The organism is Micromonospora sp. ATA51 (assembly GCF_016802855.1).
Lineage (GTDB): Bacteria > Actinomycetota > Actinomycetes > Mycobacteriales > Micromonosporaceae > Micromonospora > Micromonospora sicca.
In genome coordinates this window covers 12,875-33,920 of the sequence record NZ_JAEVHJ010000036.1, presented here as the reverse complement: position 1 = coordinate 33,920, position 21,046 = coordinate 12,875, and the positions used below count along the sequence as shown (strand labels likewise).

Sequence of the window (21,046 nt, the reverse complement as noted above, 5' to 3'; positions counted from 1 at the left end):
AGCGAAGCGTACGAGGCGCGTCACCGACCGGCTGCGCGGTGAGGAGGTCGGGGCCAGCGGCTGCGATGATGTGGGCGTCGCTGTCGGCAATCGCGGTCCATCCTCTGACCGCCCCGCCCCGGCCCCTCGGGGAGTCTTCATGATCGACTCAGGTGGGCGGGTCCGGTCAGGAGTCGCGGGTGGGGGTTTCGGCGGCGGAGGAGAGGTTGGGGGCGCTCGCGGGTTCGGCGATGCCGCCGGGGGCCTCCACGATCCCGGGCTCATGGGCGGACTCCGCGGCCACCATGGGCTGGTCGGCCGGCATGACGTCCGGCATCTTGGGTACGACGATCACCGCCGTGCCGTACGCGCAGATCTCCATCCACATCTCGCCACAGTCCCGGCTGTCGAAGCGCATGCCGATCACCGCGTTCGCGCCGAGCCGTTCGGCCTCCTCGCCGAGCCGGGCCACCGAGTCGGTACGCCAGCGGGTCAGGTTGTCCGGCGCCATCGGGTCGTACGCGCCACCGCGCAGGTTCTTGACCCCCTCGCGGTACGGGTTCCGGGTCCTGGCCATCGAGGACACCACTTCGCCGAGGATCTGGCGGATCTCGTAGCCGGGCAGTTGATCCGTCGTCACGACCAGCACGGTTCCGATGCTGTCAGCCGGAGAGCGGGCCGTTCGTGAGGGTTGTTCACCTGATCGGATGCTGCAAAACGAGGCGCCGGGGTCGGGCGCGTCGTGGCGGGCCCGTACGGCGGGAACTGTCGGACATCGGCCAGCGGGGCGGTCGCCGGTCACGGCAGTGGCGGATGCCCGAGAAGGCACGATCGGGCCCGAAAAGCGGCGGGAGCCGACACCCCGGGACATGCCCCGCCGGGTGCGCTCCGTCCGGATTCTCGGCGAGGGGGCCGGCGCATGGAGGCCGGCCGATGCCCTCCGCCGCCTGCGGGCGGCTGACATGCGGTAACGCGACGACGACCGGTGTAACAATTTGGTCACCTGTCGCGCTGTGAATTGCCTGCTCCGGGCAGGTTTCGCGGCCTACCGGACGGCGCGTCGACGCACTCTCCGGCGGTTATGTTGATCAGTGCCTGGACTGCGCCCGGCCGGTGCGGCCGGGACGGTATCTGCCAGGTAGGCTGGCTGCGCTCGCCCGTTGTGGGTCGGCACCCAACTGCGTACACAGTCAGGAGTGCCCAGTGTCTCGCGTCGTCGTCGACGTCATGCTCAAGCCCGAGATCCTCGATCCCCAGGGCCAGGCCGTCGCAAACGCGCTGCCCCGGCTCGGCGTCAGCGACGTCGCCTCGGTCCGGATCGGCAGGCGGATCGAGATCGAGTTCACCGGTGAACCGGACCTGGACCGGGCCCGGGAGATCGCCGACAAGCTGCTCGCCAACCCGGTCATCGAGGACTTCACCGTCCGCCTGGTCGAGGCCGACGAGACCGTGGACGCGCACCAGTGACCGCCCGGGTCGGTGTGGTGACCTTCCCCGGCTCGCTCGACGACGGGGACGCGGCCCGTGCCGTCCGGATCGCCGGCGCCGAGCCGGTCCGCCTCTGGCACGGCGACCCGGAGCTGCACGGGGTGGACGCGGTCGTCCTCCCCGGCGGCTTCTCCTACGGTGACTACCTGCGCTGCGGCGCCATCGCCCGGTTCGCCCCGGTGATGGAGACGATCGTGGACGCGGCCCGGGGTGGCCTGCCGGTGCTCGGCATCTGCAACGGCTTCCAGATCCTCTGCGAGGCCCACCTCCTCCCCGGCGCGCTCACCCGCAACCAGCACCTGCACTTCCGCAACCGGGACCAGATCCTGCGGATCGAGTCCGCCGGCACCGCCTGGACCAACGCGTTCCAGCCGGGGCAGGAGGTGCTGATCCCGGTCAAGAACGGCGAGGGCTGCTACGTCGCCGACCCCGCGACGCTGGACCAGCTCGAGGCCGAGGGTCGGGTCGTCGCCCGTTACCTCGGCGGCAACCCCAACGGTTCGCAGCGCGACATCGCCGCGATCACCAACTCCGCCGGCAACGTGGTCGGCATCATGCCGCATCCCGAGCACGCGGTGGAGGCCCTCACCGGCCCCTCCCTGGACGGTCTCGGCTTCTTCACCTCGGTGCTCAAGCACCTGGTGGGGGCGCCGGCGTGACCGTGCGCGGGACCATCGGTCGGCTCACCCGCCGGTACGCCGGCGAGCGCAGCGAGGAGAGGTCATGACCACCCATCCGGACCCGGCCGTACGGGAGACACCGGGCGCCTTCCCGGCCGCCCCGGCGGAGCCGCGGGCGGCGTCGTGGTGCCGCAGGCCGGCCCGGTCGATGCCGGCCGCACCGCCGAGCCGGCCCCGGCCGACGACTGGGCCCTCGGCGTGGACACCGTGCCCCGGGCCTCCGGCACCCCCGAGGAGCTCCAGCCGTACGCCGAGCTGGGCCTCCGGGACGACGAGTACGACCGGATCCGGCACATCCTCGGCCGCCGGCCCACCCAGGCCGAGCTGGCCATGTACTCGATCATGTGGAGCGAGCACTGCTCCTACAAGTCCAGCAAGGTGCACCTGCGCCAGTTCGGTGAGAAGGCCCCGCCGAGCGACCGGCTGCTGGCCGGCATCGGGGAGAACGCCGGCGTGGTCCGGGTCTCCGACGAGCTGGCCGTGACCTTCAAGGTCGAGTCGCACAACCACCCGAGCTTCGTCGAGCCGTACCAGGGCGCGGCCACCGGTGTCGGCGGCATCGTCCGGGACATCCTCGCCATGGGCGCCCGCCCGGTCGCGGTGATGGACCCGCTGCGGTTCGGCGCGGCCGACCACCCGGACACCGCCCGCGTGCTGACCGGCGTGGTCGCCGGTGTCGGCGGCTACGGCAACTGCCTCGGCCTGCCGAACATCGGCGGCGAGCTCGTCTTCGACCCGAGCTACCAGGGCAACCCGCTGCTCAACGCGCTCTGCCTCGGGGTGCTCCCGGTCGACCGGCTGCAGAACAAGGCCGCCGCCGGGCCGGGCAACATCGTGGTGCTGCTGGGCGCCAAGACCGGCCGGGACGGCATCGGCGGCGTGTCTGTGCTGGCCAGCGCCACCTTCGACGAGGCCAGCGAGCAGCGCCGCCCGGCGGTGCAGGTGGGCGACCCGTTCACCGAGAAGCTGCTGATCGAGGCCTGCCTCGAGCTGTACGACGCCGAGCTGGTCGTCGGCATCCAGGACCTCGGCGGCGCCGGCTTGACCTGCGCGCTCACCGAGACTGCGCCGCGGCCGGCACCGGCATGCGGGTCTGGCTGGAGCGGGTGCCGCTGCGCGAGCCCTCGATGGAGCCGCACGAGATCCTGGCCAGCGAGTCGCAGGAGCGGATGCTGCTGGTCGTCGCCCCGGACAAGCTGGAGTCGGTGTTCAAGACCGCCGAGAAGTGGGGCGTGCTCGCCACCGCGATCGGCGAGGTCACCGCCCCGGCGCCGGACGGCCAGCCCGGCCGGCTGCTGATCACCTGGCGTGACCAGATCGTGGTCGACGTCCCGCCGGGTTCCCTGGTCGACGACGGCCCGGTCTACGCCCGTCCGATGCGCGAGCCGGCCGACCTGATCCTGCTCCAGGCCGACCGTGCGGAGACGCTGCCCCGGCCGAACACCCCGGACGCGCTGCGGGAGACCCTGCTGCGCATGATCGCGTCGCCGAACCTGGCCGACAAGACCTGGGTCACCGAGCAGTACGACCGGTACGTGCTGGGCAACACCGTGCTGGCCCAGCCGGAGGACTCCGGCGTGATCCGGATCGACGAGCGGACCGGCCTCGGCGTGGCGCTCTCCGTCGACGGCAACGGCCGGTACGCGCGTCTCGACCCGTACCACGGCACCAAGCTGGCGCTCGCCGAGGCGTACCGGAACGTGGCGGTGACCGGCGCGAAGCCGATCGCCGTGACGAACTGCCTCAACTTCGGCTCGCCGGAGGACCCGGGCGTGATGTGGCAGTTCGCCGAGGCCGTCCGCGGCCTGGCGGACGGCTGCCTGGAGCTGGGCATCCCGGTGACCGGCGGCAACGTCAGCTTCTACAACCAGACCGGCGCGGCGGCCATCCACCCTACCCCCGTGGTCGGCGTGCTGGGCGTGCTGGACAACGTCGCGGACCGGGTGCCGATGGGCTTCGTGCCGCGGCCGGGCGGCGACCACGACCAGCTCTTCCTGCTCGGTGAGACGCACGTGGAGCTCTCCGGCTCGGAATGGGCCTGGGTGACCCACGAGCACCTGGGTGGCATCCCGCCGCAGGTCGACCTGGGCCGTGAGCGGCAGCTCGCCGAGCTGCTGGCCGAGGCGGCCCGGGTGGGCCACCTCAGCTCCGCCCACGACCTCTCCGACGGCGGTCTGGCCCAGAGCCTGGTCGAGTCCTGCCTGCGGCGGGGCGTCGGCGCCCGGATCGCGGTGCCGGAGCACTTCACCGGCGGTTCGATGCCGTTCGTCTACCTGTTCAGCGAGTCCGCCGGGCGGGTCCTGGTGTCGGTGCCGCGCGGGCACGAGAAGGCGTTCACCGCGCTCTGCGCCGAGCGCGAGGTGCCGTGGGAGTTCATCGGGGTCACCGACCCGGCCGGCGGCGCCCTCGAGGTGCACGGCCAGTTCCGGATCGGCCTTGACGAGCTGCGCGCGGCGCACACCGAGACCCTGCCCCGGCTCTTCGGCGGCCAGGAGGCGGCCCAGGTGAAGGCGGCCCGGACCGGGACGACCACCGTCCTCCCGGCCACCGCCGAGCAGCCGGTGGACGTGGCGGCCGCCGCGACCGAGGATGGGCCCGCCGACGGCCGGCCCGCGGAGGCCATCGCGCCCCAGGCCGAGGTGACCGACGACGTCGCGGCGGTGAGCGAGGGTGCCGCCGACGAGACGACCGACGGCGGTTCCGGCGCGACCGAGCCGGCCGGCCCGGAAGGGTCCGCGGCGGCTTCCTCCGGTGACCCGGACCAGCCCGCCGCGCCCGATCAGCGCTGACGCGTTGACCGTCTACACGCAGCCCGGTTCCGGCGCCCGGTTCGACTGGGGGCTGACCGGGGCGGCCGAACTCGGCCGGGTGTGTGCCGCCCTGGTGGTGGTGGACGTGCTCTCGTTCACCACGCCGTGGAGGTGGCGGTCGGCCGCGGCATGCGGGTGCACCCGTTCCCCTGGGGGGAGCAGGCGACCGAGTACGCCCGCCGGGTCGGCGCCGTCGCGGCCGTCGGCCGCCGCCGGATGACCCCGGAGCATCCGTGGTCGCTGTCCCCGGCCGCGCTGCGTACCGCGCCGGTCGTCAGCGACCTGGTGCTGCCCTCACCGAACGGCTCGGCGATCAGCGCCGCCGCCAGCGCCACCGGCCTGCCGGTGGTCGCGGCGTGCCTGCGCAACGCGCGCGCCGTCGGGCGATGGCTGCGCGCCCAGGGGTACGGCTCGATCGACGCCCCCGTCGGCGTGGTCGCGGCCGGCGAACGCTGGCCGGACGGCTCGCTGCGCCCCTCCGTCGAGGACCACCTCGGGGCGGCGAGCGTGCTGGACGCCCTCGTCGGCGTGCCGGGTGGGCTCTCGGTGGAGGCGGCGATGGCGCTGGCCGCGCTGGCCAGCACCCCGGACGTGCCGGCGGCGGTCCGCGGCTGCGTCTCCGGCCGGGAACTCGTCGAGGACGGCTTCGCCGCCGACGTGGAGGTCGCCGTCCAGGTTGACGCCTCGGACGTGGTGCCGGTGCTGCGGAAGGGCTTCTTCTCCGCCGCCTGACCCGGCCCCGCCCCGCCCCTCGCCGCGTGCTCTTTCGCCCCCGGCCCGCGCCCGCCGACCTGCCGTCCTTCTCCGGATCTGTGGGTGACGGGACGCTACGAACCTGATGACGTGAATGATTCGGACCCCGCGATTCACCTACGACATCAGCTGCGTAGCGGCCGGCAGGCACCACCGCCCGCGCTTCCGCGGACCACCCGCGATCACGCCAATCAACCCGTGACGACCGAGGCCACCCCGTCACGGCGGTGGCCGCCCGGGAAGTCCCGGACGGCCACTGTCGAGATCCTCGGGGCGGTCACGCCCCGACCGGTCAGTCGTCGAGCCAGTCCAGCCGGCGGCCACCGCGCTCCGGTGGGGCGTCCGGGCGACCCCGACCGGCCTGCGCCGGGTCAGCGTCGTAGCCGCCCTGGTCGTAGCCACCGCTGCGCTGCGGCGGCGGCTGCTCCTGGCCGTAGCCGCCCTGCTGGCCGTACCCGCCCTGCTGGGGCTGGCCGTATCCGTCGCCGCCGTAGCCGCCGCGCTGGTCGTAGCCCTGCTGGCCGTTGTCGTAGCCGCCGCCGGCCGGCGGGTTGCCGTAGCCGTTGCCGGCGGGCGCGTTGTCGTAGCCGCCGCCGGCGGGCGCGTTGTCGTAGCCGCCGCCGGCCGGACCGCCGTCGTAGCCGCCGCCCGGGGCGCCGTATCCGGCACCGGCGCCGTAGCCGTTGGTCGGCTCGGGCCCGCGACCGTACTGGTCGGGGTCCGGCTGGCCGTAACCCCGCCCCTGGTCCGCCGGCGCTGGTAGGTGCTGGTCGGGTACGGGTCGGCCGGCGGGGCGTACGACTGCGTGCCGTCACCGGCGTATCGCCCGGTCGGCTCGTCGTACCGCTCGCCGTAGCCGCCGCCCTGGGCCGGCTCACCGTAACCACCGCCGGCCGGGGCCGGCGGGTAGCCGGCCGCCCCGGCGCCGTAGTCCCGGCTGCCGTAGCCGCCCCCGGAGGACGGCGAGTTGCCGTAGCCGCCACCCGAGGAGGGGGCGTTGCCGTAGCCGTTGGCAGCGCCGTAGCCGCCCTGACCGGGCGCCTCGTCGCCGTAGCCGTTGCCGGCCCAGCCGGGCTGCCCACCCGGGCCGTACGAGGGCGGCGGAGCACCGTACGGATCCGGCGGGACGTCGTCGACGACCGGTCGGTGCATCATCGTCGGCGCGTCGCTGAGCGAGGTGCCGCCGACCATGGTCGCGGACGGGCCGGCGCCCATCCCGTTCACCACCCGGGTCTGGTCGTCGGCGCCCCGGTAACCGCCCCGGGCGCCCGGCACCGCACCGGCGCCGGCGACGGGACCCGGGCCGCCGGGGCCGTCCCCGTCGCCGTCGTCGCCCTCGTTCTTGCGCCGCATGTAGAGCAGCACGATGGTGCCGACGCCCACCGCCACGAAGAGACCGCCGAGCACGATCAGCAGCCAGGAGGCGCCGGAACCCTCGTCGGCGGCGGCCTGCTGCTGGCCGACGGGAGCCTCGCTGGCGGGCTCGTCGGTGGCGGCGTCGTCCGTCGCCTCGTCCGTCGGCGCGGCCTCCTCGCTCGCCGAGGGGGTGGCGCTCGGGCTCACCTCGACCTTGATCGGCAGGGCGATCCGCTGGCCGGTCACGCTCTGCCCGGCGCTCGCGTTGACCGTCTTGGTGCCCTTGTCCTCGCCCTTGATGGCGCCGAGCTCGATCCGACCCGGCGTGATCGGGTTGCTGGTCGAGCCGGTGAAGCGGTAGTTGCCGCTGCTGTCGCTGGCGGTGGTGTAGCGGTGCTGCTGCGAGTCGACGATCATCACCGTGGCGTTCGGCACCGGATCGCCGTTGGCGCTGATGACCACCTTGCCCGAGATCGACTTGACGGTCTCCGCCTGCGGCGGAGCGGCCTTGGCGACGAGAGTGACCATCGTCGACCCCTCCTGCCTGTCCTTCAGCGCGCCAATCGAGTCTGTGGCCGTGACCGTGATCTGGGCAGATCCGCTCGCCGCATCGTCCGCGAGTTTGAAGGTGGCATCGTAGGTGCCACTCGCGGTGACCTTGCCCCGGAAGCACTTGTCGACACAGCTCAGCTTCGGATTGCTCGAACGGAAGCTGATGTCGGCCGGTTGCGAGGCAGGATCGAAGGTGAGGCTGTAGCTCACCTTCGTGGTCTTACCCGCCTCAACTGTGCTGGGTGAGGCAGAAACATCGCTGACGCTGGGCGCGGCAAACGCTGGTGTGGCGGGGACGGCGAGCAGCGCGCCGGCAACCAGCGCTACGACCACACCGGCCCGATGCTTCCAGGCACGTCGGTGTGTTGACACGTCCACCGCCTTCCGGTCTGACTTCCCTGGCCGGCGGGTGCCGGGCCGGGGATCATCACGGTACGAATACGCCGTCGGCAACTATGCCTTGTCTGACCCGACAAGCGCGACCCAGGGCCGGTCTCGCGGCTGTCGATCCCGGGTCGTATCGTCCCGTCGTGTCCTCTCCGCACATTAAGTCCGCTGCGGTGGTCGCGGCATTGACGGCGCTGGACGAGGGGCGTACGCCCGAACGGCCGGTGTACCGGGAGGCGGTCCGTACCCTCTTGGCCGTCCTCGCGGAGCGCGCCCCCGGCCGATCGGTGGAGGTGCGTGTCCCACCCTACGGTGCCGTCCAGTGCGTGGCCGGCCCGCGACACACCCGCGGAACGCCACCGAATGTGGTGGAAATGGACCCGGCCACCTGGCTCGCGCTGGCCACCGGCCGTCTCGGATGGTCGGAGGCGGTCACCGAGGGTCGCGTACGCACCAGCGGTATCCGGGCGGACCTTTCCGGGCATCTTCCCCTCTAGCTGCGCCGACGCCCGATCTTCCGTCACGATCTGGAGGCGAATCGTGACTATCAGTATCGACTTCGATTCGCGTACACTGTCAGGCGACGACGGTCCCGGCCGACCGTGCGGAGCTGCCCCCCGACTCCGCCCAGGCCAGTCCAGACCAGCATGAGGGAGCGGCACGTGCCCCGAGGCGATGGCCGGCTGAGCCACGACCTTGACCCCCAGCGCCCCGGCCCCCAGGACGCCTGTGGCGTCTTCGGCGTCTGGGCGCCGGGCGAGGAGGTCGCGAACCTCACCTACTTCGGGCTCTACGCCCTCCAGCACCGCGGCCAGGAGGCGGCCGGCATCGCGGTGAGCGACGGGTCGGGCGTGGTGGTCTACAAGGACCTCGGGCTGGTGGCCCAGGTCTTCGACGAGCCGACCCTGGCCAGCCTGCGCGGGCACCTCGCGATCGGCCACGCGCGCTACTCCACCACCGGCGGCTCGACCTGGGAGAACGCCCAGCCGACCATCCGCTCCACCAGCTCCGGCACGACCATCGCGCTGGCCCACAACGGCAACCTGGTCAACACCGCGGAGCTGCAGCGCGAGGTCGCCGAGCGCGGCCTCGTCGCCGACGGCGCGACCAACGACACCTCGCTGGTCACCATGCTGCTGGCCAGTCGACCGGACCTCTCGGTCGAGGCGGCCGCCCTGGAGGTGCTGCCGCAGCTTCGCGGCGCGTTCAGTTTCGTCTTCATGGACGAGTCGACGCTCTACGCGGCCCGCGACCCGCACGGCGTACGGCCCCTGGTGCTCGGCCGGCTGGAGCGCGGCTGGGTGGTGGCCAGCGAGACCGCGGCGCTGGACATCGTCGGTGCCAGCGTGGTGCGTGAGGTCGAGCCGGGTGAGCTGATAGCGATCGACGAGGACGGCCTGCGGTCGACCCGGTTCGCCCCGCCGGAGCCCAAGGGCTGCCTCTTCGAGTACGTCTACATCGCCCGCCCGGACGCCACCATCGCCGGCCGCAACGTGCACGCCGCGCGGGTGCAGATCGGCCGCCAGCTGGCCAAGGAGCACCCGGTCGAGGCCGACCTGGTGATCCCGGTGCCGGAGTCCGGCACGCCGGCCGCGATCGGGTACGCCGAGGAGTCGGGCATCACCTACGGCGCCGGCCTGATGAAGAACCCGTACGTCGGGCGCACCTTCATCCAGCCGTCGCAGACGCTGCGCCAGCTCGGCATCCGGCTCAAGTTGAACCCGCTGCGGGAGAACGTCCGGGGCAAGCGCCTGGTGGTGGTGGACGACTCGATCGTCCGCGGCAACACCCAGCGGGCCATCGTCCGGATGCTGCGTGAGGCCGGTGCGCTGGAGGTGCACGTCCGGATCTCCTCGCCGCCGGTCAACTGGCCGTGCTTCTACGGCATCGACTTCGCCACCCGCGCCGAGTTGCTGGCCAACGGCCTGGACAACGAGGGCATCCGGCGTTCGATCGGTGCCGACACGCTGGGCTACGTCTCGCTCCCCGGCCTCATCGCCGCGACCGAGCAGCCGAAGACCCGGCTCTGCCGGGCGTGCTTCGACGGGGAGTACCCGATCGAGCTGCCCGCCGGGAACCTGATCGGCAAGCACGTGCTCGAAGGGGTCGGCCGCCGGGTCGCCTCCGAGGCGTCCGACGCCACCGCCGCGCTCGTCGCCACTTCGGGCGCGACGACAACTTCAGCTCGGCGCGTCTGGCGCCGCGCCCCGACCTGAGACCGTCGGTCGCCACCCACCGCCCATAGCACCACCCGACGCGGGACCGACACTCCAAGGCCGGGTCCGCGAGAACCACAAAGGGGAGAACCGTGACCCACGTGTCCGAGCGCAGCGGCGCAGGAAGCAGCCCGACGGGCGCCGGCGGCGACCGCCAGCCCTGGACGGCCGGCACCGGCCGCACCGCGCGCAAACGCTCGGTCTCGTACGCGGACGCCGGGGTGTCGATCGAGGCGGGCGACCGTGCGGTCGAGCTGCTGAAGTCCAAGGTCAAGCAGACCCGTCGCCCGGAGGTCATGGGCGACCTGGGCGGCTTCGCCGGCCTGTTCCGGCTGGACACGAAGAAGTACAAGAACCCGATCCTGGCCTCCTCCACGGACGGGGTCGGCACCAAGCTGGTCATCGCCCAGCAGCTCGACATCCACGACACGGTCGGCATCGACCTGGTCGCGATGGTCGTCGACGACCTGGTGGCCTGCGGCGCCGAGCCGCTGTTCCTGCTCGACTACATCGCCACCGGCGAGGTCGTGCCGGACAAGGTCGCCGAGATCGGCGCCGGTATCGCCGACGGCTGCCGGTACGCGGGCTGCGCGCTGCTCGGCGGGGAGACCGCCGAGCACCCGGGCGTGCTGCGCCCCGACGAGTACGACATCTCCGCCACCGGCGTCGGTGTGGTCGAGGAGAGCGAGATCCTCAGCTCGGAGCGGGTCGAGGTGGGCGACGTGGTGATCGCGATGCGCTCCTCGGGTCTGCACTCCAACGGCTACTCCCTGGTCCGGCACGTGCTGCTCGGCGCCGGCCGGATGCGGCTGGACGTGGTGATCGACGACTTCGGCCGGCAGCGGACCCTCGGCGAGGAACTGCTCACCCCGACCAAGATCTACGCGCAGGACTGCCTCAAGCTGATCGCCGAGGCCGAGGTGCGGGTGCTCGCGCACGTCACCGGCGGCGGCATTCCGGGCAACCTGGTCCGCGTCCTGCCGGAGCACGTCGACGCGGTGGTGAACCGCTCCACCTGGAAGCCGCAGCCGATCTTCGATCTGATCCAGTCCAAGGGCCGGATCGAGGACCCGGAGATGGAGGCGACGTTCAACATGGGCGTCGGCATGTTCGCGATCGTCTCGGCGGAGGACGCCGACCGCGCGCTGGCCACCCTGACCGGCCGGGGCGTGGACGCCTGGCAGGCCGGCGAGATCATCGAGGGCTCGGGCAACGTGCAGATGATCGGGCAGCACACCCGGGGCTGATCACGCTGCGGTGATCATCCGGCCACCTGATCGGGGGTTCACCCGAGTGGCCACCGCCGCCTAGCCTGAAGGGCACCTCAGGCGGGGCGGAGGAGGGTTGATGGCTACACGGGGGAGCACCGGCATGCGCGGCATCGCTGCCGTGCCGTCGTACGTCGTGATGCAGCCGACCACTCTCTGCAACCTCGACTGCGCCTACTGCTACCTGCCGATGCGGGCGGCGGACCAGCGGATGCCGGTGGCCGTCGCCGAGGCGGTGGCGGCGTCGGTCAACCCGTGGGCGGCCGCGGATCGCTTCTCCGTCGTCTGGCATGGCGGGGAGCCGCTCGCGGCCGGCCGGGAGCACCTGGCGGCGCTGCTGGCGCCGTTCGGCCCGGAGGTGGAGCACCACGTCCAGACCAACGCCACGCTGATCGACGACGCCTGGTGCGCGTTCTTCGCCGAGCACGGCATCCGGGTGAGCGTCAGCGTGGACGGGCCGCGGGAGCGCAACGCCGAGCGGGTCACCCGGGGCGGCCGGCCGGCGTACGACAGGATCGTGGCCGGGGTGGCGGCGCTGCGCCGGCACGGGCTGCCCTTCTCGGCGCTCGCGGTGGTCTCCCGGCCCGACCCGGGGCTGGCCACCGAGCTGTACGACTACTTCCTCGACCTCGGCTGTGACGTGCTGGGCGTCAACATCGAGGAGACCGAGGGGGTCAACACGCGGACGAACGCCCGGGACGCCGGCGCGGTCACCGCGTTCTGGGCGGAGCTGGTCGCCGCCTGGCGCCGGGATCCACGGATCCACCTGCGCGAGGTGGAGTGGTCGCTGCGGTACGCCGGGGCGGTCCTGGCCGGCACGGCGGACCAGCTGCTGCCCCGGAGCCTGGACCCGATCCCGACCGTCGCCCACGACGGCTCGGTGGTGGTGCTCTCGCCGGAGCTGGCCGGCTTCACCGATCCCCGGTACGGCGACTTCACCAGCGGCAACGTGCTGGCCACCCCGTTGGTCGAGATCCTGGCCGACGCCGGCCGGACGCCCTGGGTGGGCGAGTTCCTCGCCGGGGTGGAGGCGTGCCGGTCGTCCTGCCCCTACTTCGGGTTCTGCGGGGGTGGCCACGCCGCCAACCGCTACTTCGAGCTGGGGCGTTTTGACGGTACGGAGACCGAGCACTGCCGCAACAGCAAGATCCGCCTACTGGAGGGAGTGTTGGAGCATGCCAGAGACCACGAGTCGCCGGCAGCCTGAGGGCGTCGGGGGAGCCGACCCGGATCCGGTCGGCGACCGGGTGCGGGAGGCCGCCCCGGGGCTGACCGCACTGCTCCACGAGGCCGAAACCGCGCGTCGGCTGCGGGCTGAGGTGGCGGGCGGCGATGGCGCCAGCGCGGTCTGCGCGTGGAACCACTTCGAGAACATCCCGACGTTCTACAACTGGAACAACCGGCCCCGCTGACGGTACGCGTCCGAGATCAGGGACCCGCTGGTCGACCGGAGTCGTCTCCGGCCCGCGTGGTCCCTGATCATCGGTGGCGCCGCTTCGGATGGGCACATGCGTGAGCACGCGGGGAGTTACCGCGTGCTCAGCTGCGTCCGGAGGTCAGCGGGTCGGACGGACCCAGGTGTCCGGGTCCTCGTCCGCGTGATCCTCATCATCGTCGTCGACATACTCTTTGTAGTCGTCGTCGAAGTTGTGCTCAGACTTACCAGCACCCGCCAACTCGCGCTGCAAGGCGGTGAGGTCGGTGTTCGGGGAGTGGTACTTCAACTCCCGGGCCACCTTCGTCTGCTTGGCCTTAGCACGGCCGCGCCCCATGGCTCGACCCCCTCGCACAGAATGCGGGGCAGCCCGAAGGCGGGCCCCGATGACGTCAGGCATCTCTCGTGGCTCTTACGGTACATGGGGATGCCACCGTTCGGCACCTCGGGTTACCGTCGACCGTCCCTGCGCGTCGCAGTGATCCGGCCGTGACAAATTGTACCCGGTAAGGACCGAACTGCGGGACCGCCCGTGACAGCGGTCAAACCGGTACGAAGCCCCCCAATTCCCAGCTTAACGCCGCCGCCGTCCGAGCGCTGGACCGGGGGCGGACGGACGGCCCGCCCCCGGAGTGACATTCAACGCAGGTGGATCGTGCGGAGCCGGCCGACCTCCGCCATCCGCCGCTCGGCGAGCCGGTCCGCGGCGACCGCCGGCGGGACGCCCTCGTCGTCGGCGAGCCGGAGGATCTCCCGGGTGGTGTCGTAGATCCGGGTGGCCCGCAGCTTGGCCCGGTCGAAGTTGAAGCCCTCGATCTCGTCGGCGACCTGGATCACGCCGCCGGCGTTCACCACGTAGTCGGGGGCGTAGAGGACGCCCCGGTCGGCGAGGAGCTTCTCGATGCCCGGGTGGGCGAGCTGGTTGTTCGCCGCACCGGCGACCACCTTCGCCCGCAGCGCCGGCACGGTGTCGTCGTTGAGGGCGCCGCCCAGCGCGCACGGGGCGTACACGTCGATGTCGGCGGCGACCAGCGCGGCGGCGTCGTCGACCAGCGCGACCTGCGGGTGGGTGGCGCGCACCCACTTCAGCGCCTTCGGGTTGACGTCGGTCGCCACCACCTCGGCGCCGTCGTCCAGCAGGTGCCCGGTGAGGTACTTGCCGACCTTGCCCAGGCCGGCGACGCCGACCCGCCGGCCGGCGAGCGAGGGGGTGCCCCAGACGTGCTCGGCGGCGGCCCGCATGCCGTGGAAGACGCCCCAGGCGGTGAGGATCGAGGAGTCGCCCGCGCCGCCGTACTCGACGCTGCGGCCGGTGACGTAGCTCGTCTCCCGGGCGATCACGTCCATGTCGGCGACGTAGGTGCCGACGTCGCAGGCGGTGTAGTAGCGCCCGGCCAGCGACTCCACGAAGCGGCCGTACGCGCGCAGCAGCGCCTCGCTCTTGATCTGCTCCGGGTCACCCCAGATGACCGCCTTGCCGCCACCGAGGTCCAGCCCGGCCAGGGCGTTCTTGTAGGCCATCCCGCGGGACAGGTCGAGCACGTCGGCGAGGGCGTCGTCCTCGCTGGCGTACGGGTAGAACCGGGTGCCGCCGAGCGCGGGGCCCAGCGCGGTGGAGTAGATCCCGATGATCGCCTTCAGGCCGGACTGCTTGTCCTGGCAGAACACGACCTGTTCGTGACCGGTCGATCCCGGGTCTTCGGTGCTGGCGAATACGCCCATGGCTGACTCCTGTGACGGTGGGCGCCCTTGTGGGGCGCGGACCCTGCTGGCACGCCGGCGGGATGCTGCCGGTGCTGCTGAGCCTAATATCGGCCGAAGCCGTACCGTCGCCCGCGTCACGTGTCCGCGTCACGCTGACGGCGTGCGGGTTCCGTCTCGTGGGAGGATCGCGGCGTGCCGTCGCTCTTCGCTTCTTATCTGCGCGTGTACGAGCCGCTGACCGCTTTCGACCGGGACCGCCAGTCGTTCTGGCGCCGGTACGTCAACGAGGGTCGTGCGGTGGCCCCGTTGGAGGGGCCGGTCCGGCAGCGGACGGCGGTGATCGAGGCGCTCGGCGCGGGCTGGACCCGGCTGCCCGACCTGCCGGACGAGGCGTACGTCCTGGAGACGGACGACAGCCTGCTGGTCTGCCCGTGGAACCTGCGGATCCGGGTGGCCGAGGCGGCGCTGAGCGCCCGGGACGGGGTGCCGTCGGTGCTGGCCGACGCGTTCGTCCCGCCGATCCTGGCCGGGCAGGCCAAGGCGGTGGTGGAGGACTGGCGCAGCGGGGCTCGGGTGCTGGAGCACGGGGTGCCCCGGGTGCACGAGCAGATCGCCACCTGGGGGGTGCCGCTGCGCTGGTTCGTGCTCTTCGAGCCGGCGGAGCGCCATCTGGTGACCGACCCGGGCCGCCGGGCGCTGCGCTACCGGACCGAGATCTCCAAGGCCCGCCGCCGGTCGTCGCGGGCGCTGTCGGTGCTGCGCAAGTCGGTCGGCGAGGCGCCGATCACCGAGGCGGTCGAGGAGGCCGCCCGGTGGTTGGAGGAGTTCCACCCGCGCTCGGTGGTGGAGCTGGACTACGGCGGCCTGGTGCAGCTGCTGCCGGACGAGATGCTGACGGCCGACGACTCCACCGAGCTGGTGGCGAACGGCCTGGCCGGGCTGTCCCGGGGCGAGGCGGAGGAGGCCTCGGCGGCGTACGACAAGCTGGTCGCCCGGTGGCGCGCGGTGCAGCTGCTGGAGCGGTGCAACTAACCGCAAATCGCCCAGAAAGCGCTCTCAACTTGAGAGTGCCTCGTAGTTGGCGCATCACGAACCGTGATCATGAGTCCGAATAAGGTACTTTCTGCGGTGTAAAAGTAGTAAAAATCGGGCATGGTTCATCCGTCCGTCTAGGGACCTTCAGCCGTTCGGCCCATGTCGGACATCGGGGACTAGCCGGACCATGGGAGACGCGTCGGCCGGCGGGACCCCGGCCGATGTCTATACACGTGGAGGAGTGACCCGATGGCATCGCGAACGCACGAACCAGAGCCGCTACTCACGCCGGCCGAGGTGGCGTCGATGTTCCGTGTCGACCCGAAGACGGTGACCCGGTGGGCCAAGGCTGGCAAGCTCAGCGCCATCCGGACCCTGGGCGGCCACCGCCGCTACCGCGAGTCGGAGGTCAGGGCTCTGCTGCAGGGCCAGATCCCGCAGCAGCGTCAGGGCGACTGACGACCCGGACGTTTCATCAGGCGTTCCGATTCAGGGGCGGCCGGACGTACGCGACAGCGACGGTCCGCCGCCCCTGAATCGCGTCCGGGGGTCACTCGTCCAGGGTGATCCGCAGCCCGACCGTACCCCGCTCGCCCCGGCGCAGCCGGCTCCCGAGCAGGCTGAGCCGGCCGAGCAGGCGGTACTTCTGCTTCAGCAGGTCGCGTACCCGGCGGGTGCCGGCGAGGTCGGAGATCGTCGCGTGCCCGGGCACCGCCCCGCCGTGCGGCTTGCCGCGCACGTCGCACGGGGCCACCGTCACCCGACCGTCGCGCCGGATCCGCTTCACCTTGCCGGAGTCCGACACGGTCCAGACCGCCAGCGCGTCGCCGTCCCGGACCGCCCAGACCGGGGTCGGCACCGCCCGGCCGTCCTTGCGGAAGGTGGTCAACAGGATGTACTTCTCCGCCGCGAGACGGTCCAGGTCGGTCACGTGGCCAGGATACGGCCGCGACAACCGATCCCGGCCCGGATAGCGTGAGCGCCGTGACGGGGGAACCGACCATCGGCGACGTGTTCGGCGAGATGATCCGCGACGCGTACGCGGTCGCCACCGGCGTCGGCCCCCGACCGCTGGCCGGTGGACGCCTGCCCCGGCCGGTCATCGAGATCATCGAGCGGGACGACGGGCTGGTCAACGGCGCGCCCGCCGCGCACTACCTGGACCCGCCGCAGGCGTGGCCGCCGCACGACCACCGGGCGGTGGACCGGGTTCGCGGCCGGACCCTCGACATCGGCGTCGGCGGCGGCCGGATCGCGCTGCACCTCCAGGAGCGGGGGACGCCGGTCACCGGGCTGGACACCTCGGCGGGGGCGCTGCGGGTGTGCCGGCACCGGGGCGTACGGGACCTGGTGCTCGGCACCGTGGACGAGCACGTCGCGGACGGCCGTCGGTACGACACCTTCCTGCTGCTCGGCAACAACCTCGGCCTGATCGAGGGCCGGGAGCGGGCGCCCGGGTTCCTCGCCGCGCTCGCCGCGCTGGCCCGGCCCGGCGCGCGGATCATCGCGCACGGCACCGACCCGTACGGCACCAGGGACCCGGTGCACACCGGCTACCACGAGCTCAACCGGCGGCGCGGCCGGCTCGGCGGGCAGCTACGGCTGCGGCTGCGCTACCGGCAACTGGGCACCGAGTGGTTCGACTATCTGGTGTGCTCGGTCGACGAGCTGGCCGAGTTGGTCCACGGCTCACCGTGGCGACTGGTCGACGTGGACGACGCCGACCGGCCCTACTACCTGGCGACCCTGGAACTGGCCGGGGCGTGACGAGGCCCCCGGGCGTACCCGGGGGCGGCGTCGGTGGCTCAGACCTGGACGGTCGGGGAGTGCTCCTCCGGCGGGAGCCCGCCGTCGCCGTCGACCACCTCGTCCGGGGTGCCGTCCTCGTCGATGTCGACCATGGTGATGTCCACCCTGCCGTCACCGTCGGTGTCGAACTGGAACAGGTCAGCCTTGCCGTCGCCGTCGGTGTCCACCACCCACACGTCGGTCTTCCCGTCGTTGTTGGTGTCCGCGCGCAGCAGGTCCACCCGCTCCTCGCCGCGGGTCTCCACCGTCCCGGTGTCCTCGGCGGTGCCGGTGGTGGCGGCGTTCTCCGGTGCCTGGCTCATGTCGGCTGGTCCTTCCCTCGGTTGACGGCCGTCTGTACCCGATCCGGCGCGCCCCCACACGTCCCCGACGAACCGGTGCCGCCTAGGGTCGCACCCATGAACGAGCGGAGCGAGCGGCCGGGCGTGGCGGAGACCCCGCTCGTCACCGCCCGCGGCGAGGGGACGTCATGAGTGGTCGTTTTGTGGTCGTCGGGGCCGGCACGATGGGGCTCGGCATCGCCTACGTGGCGGCCGGCGCGGGCTTCCCGGTCGAGCTGGTCGAGGTGGATCCGGCACGCGCCGCCGCCGCCGTGCGACGCCTCGACGAGCTGTGGGAACGCGGAGTACAGCGCGGCAAGCTGACCGCCGACGAGGCGGCGGCGAACCGGGCGCGGCTGACCCTGCGGGCCGGGCTGGGCGAGGTCGCCGAAGGCCCCGAGGTGATCGTGGAGGCGGTCCCGGAGCGGCTCGACCTGAAGCGGGCGGTGCTCCGCGAGGCCGCCGCCCGGCGCCCCGCCCTGCTGGGCAGCAACACCTCCAGCATCCCGATCGCCGACCTGGCCACCGGCCTGGACCGGCCGGCGGCGTTCCTCGGCCTGCACTTCTTCAACCCGGTCTGGGCGATGACGCTGCTGGAGATCGTGGTCGGCCCGGCCACCGCGCCGGAGGCCACCGACGCGGCCGTCGCGCTCGCCGGCCGGTTGGGCAAGGACCCCGTCGTCGTACGCGACATGCCGGGCTTCGCCACGTCGCGGCTCGGGGTCACCCTCGGGCTGGAGGCCATCCGGATGGTCGCCGACGGGGTGGCCGGCCCCGCCGACATCGACAAGGCGATGGTGCTCGGCTACCGGCATCCGGTGGGCCCGCTGGAGCTGACCGACCTGGTCGGGCTGGACGTCCGGCTCGACATCGCCCGCACGCTCCAGGCCGCGTACGGGGACCGTTTCGCGCCGCCGCCGCTGCTCGTGGAGATGGTGGCCGCCGGCAGGCTGGGCAAGAAGTCCGGCCAGGGCTTCTACACCTGGGAAGGCGGCGCGAAGAAGTGAGCGGACTGCGGATCGAGGAACTGCCGGACCGGCTGGTGGTGACGCTGGACCGGCCGGAGAAGCGCAACGCCATCGACGCCGACCTGATCGGCGAGCTGCACGCGGTCTGCGCCGAGCTGGAGGCCCGGCCCCGGCTGCTGCTGCTCACCGGCGGGGCCGACGGCATCTTCGCCGGTGGGGCGGACATCGGCCAGCTCCGCGAGCGGGGCCGGGTCGACGCCCTCGCCGCCATCAACTCGGCCGCCTTCGCCCGGATCCGGGCACTGCCCATGCCGACCGTGGCGGCCGTGGACGGTCCGGCGCTGGGCGGCGGCGCCGAGCTGGCGTACGCCTGCGACCTGCGGGTGTGCACGGCCCGGGCGGTCTTCGGCCAGCCCGAGGTGCGGTTGGGCATCCTGGCCGGCGCGGGCGCGACGCACCGCCTCCCGGCGCTGATCGGCGAGGCCCGGGCCAAGGAACTGCTCTTCACCGGCCGCCGGGTCGACGCCGACGAGGCGCTGCGGATCGGGTTGGTCAACCGGGTGGTGGCCGAGCCCGCCGAACTGCTGCCCACCGCGCACGGGCTGCTCGACGAGATCGCCAAGGGTTCGCCGCTGGCGCTGCGACTGACCAAGCTGGCCGTGGACGCGCCACCCGCCGCCCATCCGCAGCTCGACCTGGTCAGCCAGGCGGTGCTCTTCGAAGACGAGGAGAAGCACCGGCGGATGACCGAGTTCCTGGAGCGGCGGCGCTCCCGCTGACCCGCCCCGGACGCGACGAAGGCCGCACCGGTCCGGTGCGGCCTTCGTCGTCGGTCAGTGCCGGATCTGCACCCCGGCGTCGGCCAGCGCGGTCACCACGTGCGCCGACTCGCCGAAGCCGATGATCAGTACGGCGTCCGCGCCGTAGTCCTTGATCTCCGTGGCCCCGGTGCTGAAGTCCACCGGCGGCGCCTTCGCGTCGGCCGGCGGCACGTAGGTCAGCAGCTTGACCCGGTCGGCGCCCATGCCGGCCCGCTCCAGTTCCACCCGCACGTTCTCCTGGAGGCCCTCGCCGTAGGAGTCCTTCCGCGCCACGATGACGATCTTGTGCGGCCCGTCGCGCAGTATCACGTCGGCCAGGGCGCGGCCCTGGAGGCTGTCCGGCGGCGCGGTACGGAAGTACAGACCCTTGTCGTCCACGGTGGTCAGCCCGGCGTCGGTGTTCGACGGGGAGAAGAGCACCCGGCCGGCGGCGACCACGTCCGGCAGGACGCGCGGGAGATGCCCGAGGCGCCCGCACCGATGAGCACGTGCACGCCCTTGCTGATGTGCGAGGCCACGGTTGCCTTGGCGACCGCCGGGTTGGTGCCGTCGTCGCCGTCGATCCAGACCACCGGCTCGCCGAGCACCCCGCCGCCCGCGTTGACGTCCTTCATGGCCAGCGCCGCGCCGGCCGCCATCGGCGGGTAGGCCAGCGCCAGGTCACCGGTCTGCGGCAGCAGCCCGCCGAGGACCAGCGGGGAGCCGTCACTCTTGTCCGACTTGCCACCGCGCTGCTTCTTCGCCCGGGGCGGCGCCTTGCTGCTCGCCCCCGACTCGTTGCCCGCGCCGACGAACTCGGTCTTGCCGTCGTCGATCTTCTGGTCGTCGAAGTGCAGGGTGGCGTAGCTGGCCGTGGCCGGCTCGCCGGCGTCGGTGAACCCGGCCCGGGTGAGCGACACCCCCCGGTACTCGATGTCCCGCCCCTCGCGGGCCAGTTCCAGGCAGGCCGCCGGGGCATCGCAGCGCTCGCCGTTGGTGGTCACCCCGACGATCTGCTTCGCGATCACGGCCGGGTCGGTGCTGCCGGCGAGCTGAGCGGCGAGCGCACTGATCACCACCGCGTCGTACGTCTCCGCGGAGTAGAGGTAGTCGCTGAGCTTCGGGTTGACGGTGAGTAGCCGTTCCTTGAAGTTCTCCGGGAGCGGGGTCAGCGGGGTGGTGCCCTTCATCCCGTTCACCAGCTCGGCGCGGTCCTTCAGTTCCGTCGCGTACGAGTTGAGCATGTTTCCGTCGGTGCCGTAGAGGCGCACCTGGGTGGTGGTGGCACCCCCATCGGTCTTGTCGCTGCCGCAGGCGCTGGTGGCGAGCAGTAGCCCCGCACAGGCCGTGATCACGGCCGCGCGCGAACCGCGTGATACGAGCATGGTCGTCCTTCCTCCGCCAACGGTCCGCAGGCACATTAGCGTGCCGGCGGGGACGGTGGGACCGTGGAGGGCGGTCCGGTCGGGAGGCCGACCCAGCCCGG

At 72.5% G+C, this 21,046-nt stretch carries 16 protein-coding genes and 5 pseudogenes; 14 read left to right on the top strand and 7 right to left on the bottom strand.

Annotated elements, in window-relative coordinates; all coding sequences use genetic code 11:
* Nucleotides 1-166 precede the first annotated feature (166 nt).
* Nucleotides 167-781 (bottom strand): YbjQ family protein, encoded by a 615-nt coding sequence (locus JNW87_RS09110; protein ID WP_375373482.1) that lies wholly within the window; start codon nucleotides 779-781, stop codon nucleotides 167-169.
* Between the two features lie 401 nt (nucleotides 782-1,182).
* Here JNW87_RS09110 and purS point away from each other — a divergent pair, with 401 nt between their 5' ends.
* The 4 genes and pseudogenes from purS to JNW87_RS09090 all read left to right on the top strand — a co-directional run bounded on the left by purS (nucleotide 1,183) and on the right by JNW87_RS09090 (nucleotide 5,689).
* A complete protein-coding gene (gene purS / locus JNW87_RS09105) occupies nucleotides 1,183-1,446 on the top strand; it encodes a phosphoribosylformylglycinamidine synthase subunit PurS (protein WP_109804757.1) in 264 nt (87 codons plus the stop codon).
* Nucleotides 1,443-2,126, top strand: a complete 684-nt coding sequence (purQ, locus tag JNW87_RS09100; protein ID WP_109804756.1) for a phosphoribosylformylglycinamidine synthase subunit PurQ — start codon at nucleotides 1,443-1,445, stop codon at nucleotides 2,124-2,126. The genes purS and purQ overlap by 4 nt, the downstream gene beginning before the upstream one ends.
* 64 nt (nucleotides 2,127-2,190) lie before the next feature.
* Nucleotides 2,191-4,936, top strand: a pseudogene (gene purL / locus JNW87_RS09095) (phosphoribosylformylglycinamidine synthase subunit PurL).
* Nucleotides 4,937-4,940: 4 nt separating this feature from the next.
* Nucleotides 4,941-5,689 (top strand): annotated as a pseudogene (locus JNW87_RS09090) (2-phosphosulfolactate phosphatase).
* Between the two features lie 313 nt (nucleotides 5,690-6,002).
* On the opposite strand, the pseudogene JNW87_RS09085 reads toward JNW87_RS09090, so the two are convergent.
* Nucleotides 6,003-8,036, bottom strand: a pseudogene (locus JNW87_RS09085) (carboxypeptidase regulatory-like domain-containing protein); the annotation flags it as partial.
* Nucleotides 8,037-8,178: 142 nt separating this feature from the next.
* Here JNW87_RS09085 and JNW87_RS09080 point away from each other — a divergent pair.
* From JNW87_RS09080 to amcA, 5 genes and pseudogenes are all read left to right on the top strand, one after another.
* Nucleotides 8,179-8,502, top strand: coding sequence for a sterol carrier family protein (locus JNW87_RS09080; protein ID WP_375373483.1), 324 nt, complete (start codon nucleotides 8,179-8,181; stop codon nucleotides 8,500-8,502).
* Nucleotides 8,503-8,667: 165 nt separating this feature from the next.
* Nucleotides 8,668-10,250: pseudogene (gene purF, locus JNW87_RS09075) on the top strand (amidophosphoribosyltransferase).
* A gap of 63 nt (nucleotides 10,251-10,313) precedes the next feature.
* Complete coding sequence (gene purM, locus JNW87_RS09070) at nucleotides 10,314-11,468, top strand: phosphoribosylformylglycinamidine cyclo-ligase (protein WP_109801879.1); 1,155 nt, start codon at nucleotides 10,314-10,316, stop codon at nucleotides 11,466-11,468.
* Between the two features lie 124 nt (nucleotides 11,469-11,592).
* Nucleotides 11,593-12,696, top strand: coding sequence for a cyclophane-forming radical SAM peptide maturase AmcB (gene amcB / locus JNW87_RS09065; RefSeq protein WP_304598682.1), 1,104 nt, complete (start codon nucleotides 11,593-11,595; stop codon nucleotides 12,694-12,696).
* Nucleotides 12,665-12,901: a multiple cyclophane-containing RiPP AmcA gene (gene amcA / locus JNW87_RS09060; protein WP_109801881.1), complete on the top strand. Its 237-nt coding sequence runs from the start codon at nucleotides 12,665-12,667 to the stop codon at nucleotides 12,899-12,901. The genes amcB and amcA overlap by 32 nt, the downstream gene beginning before the upstream one ends.
* A 144-nt stretch (nucleotides 12,902-13,045) precedes the next feature.
* Here the strand turns inward: amcA and JNW87_RS09055 are convergent, their stop codons facing one another.
* Nucleotides 13,046-13,261, bottom strand: a complete 216-nt coding sequence (locus JNW87_RS09055; protein ID WP_088996883.1) for a DUF3073 domain-containing protein — start codon at nucleotides 13,259-13,261, stop codon at nucleotides 13,046-13,048.
* 302 nt (nucleotides 13,262-13,563) lie between these two features.
* Nucleotides 13,564-14,646, bottom strand: coding sequence for a Glu/Leu/Phe/Val dehydrogenase (locus JNW87_RS09050; RefSeq protein ID WP_109801882.1), 1,083 nt, complete (start codon nucleotides 14,644-14,646; stop codon nucleotides 13,564-13,566).
* Between the two features lie 174 nt (nucleotides 14,647-14,820).
* Between JNW87_RS09050 and JNW87_RS09045 the strand changes: the two genes are divergently transcribed.
* The gene (locus tag JNW87_RS09045; protein WP_109801883.1) at nucleotides 14,821-15,660 is read left to right on the top strand and encodes a hypothetical protein; all 840 of its coding nucleotides are present in this window, start codon (nucleotides 14,821-14,823) and stop codon (nucleotides 15,658-15,660) included.
* Nucleotides 15,661-15,912: 252 nt separating this feature from the next.
* A complete protein-coding gene (locus JNW87_RS09040) occupies nucleotides 15,913-16,122 on the top strand; it encodes a BldC family transcriptional regulator (RefSeq protein ID WP_007073996.1) in 210 nt (69 codons plus the stop codon).
* A 91-nt stretch (nucleotides 16,123-16,213) separates the two neighbouring features.
* Here the strand turns inward: JNW87_RS09040 and JNW87_RS09035 are convergent, their stop codons facing one another.
* Nucleotides 16,214-16,594 (bottom strand): PPOX class F420-dependent oxidoreductase, encoded by a 381-nt coding sequence (locus JNW87_RS09035; RefSeq protein WP_109801884.1) that lies wholly within the window; start codon nucleotides 16,592-16,594, stop codon nucleotides 16,214-16,216.
* Nucleotides 16,595-16,647: 53 nt separating this feature from the next.
* Between JNW87_RS09035 and JNW87_RS09030 the strand changes: the two genes are divergently transcribed.
* The gene (locus JNW87_RS09030) at nucleotides 16,648-17,430 is read left to right on the top strand and encodes a bifunctional 2-polyprenyl-6-hydroxyphenol methylase/3-demethylubiquinol 3-O-methyltransferase UbiG (RefSeq protein ID WP_109801906.1); all 783 of its coding nucleotides are present in this window, start codon (nucleotides 16,648-16,650) and stop codon (nucleotides 17,428-17,430) included.
* Between the two features lie 38 nt (nucleotides 17,431-17,468).
* Here JNW87_RS09030 and JNW87_RS09025 read toward each other — a convergent pair whose 3' ends face one another.
* Nucleotides 17,469-17,774: a hypothetical protein gene (locus JNW87_RS09025; RefSeq protein ID WP_109801885.1), complete on the bottom strand. Its 306-nt coding sequence runs from the start codon at nucleotides 17,772-17,774 to the stop codon at nucleotides 17,469-17,471.
* Between the two features lie 167 nt (nucleotides 17,775-17,941).
* Between JNW87_RS09025 and JNW87_RS09020 the strand changes: the two genes are divergently transcribed.
* A complete protein-coding gene (locus JNW87_RS09020) occupies nucleotides 17,942-18,799 on the top strand; it encodes a 3-hydroxyacyl-CoA dehydrogenase family protein (RefSeq protein ID WP_109801886.1) in 858 nt (285 codons plus the stop codon).
* Complete coding sequence (locus JNW87_RS09015; RefSeq protein WP_109801887.1) at nucleotides 18,796-19,539, top strand: enoyl-CoA hydratase/isomerase family protein; 744 nt, start codon at nucleotides 18,796-18,798, stop codon at nucleotides 19,537-19,539. The genes JNW87_RS09020 and JNW87_RS09015 overlap by 4 nt, the downstream gene beginning before the upstream one ends.
* Nucleotides 19,540-19,593: 54 nt before the next feature.
* Here the strand turns inward: JNW87_RS09015 and JNW87_RS09010 are convergent.
* A pseudogene (locus tag JNW87_RS09010) lies at nucleotides 19,594-20,945 on the bottom strand (ABC transporter substrate-binding protein).
* Nucleotides 20,946-21,046 lie beyond the last annotated feature (101 nt).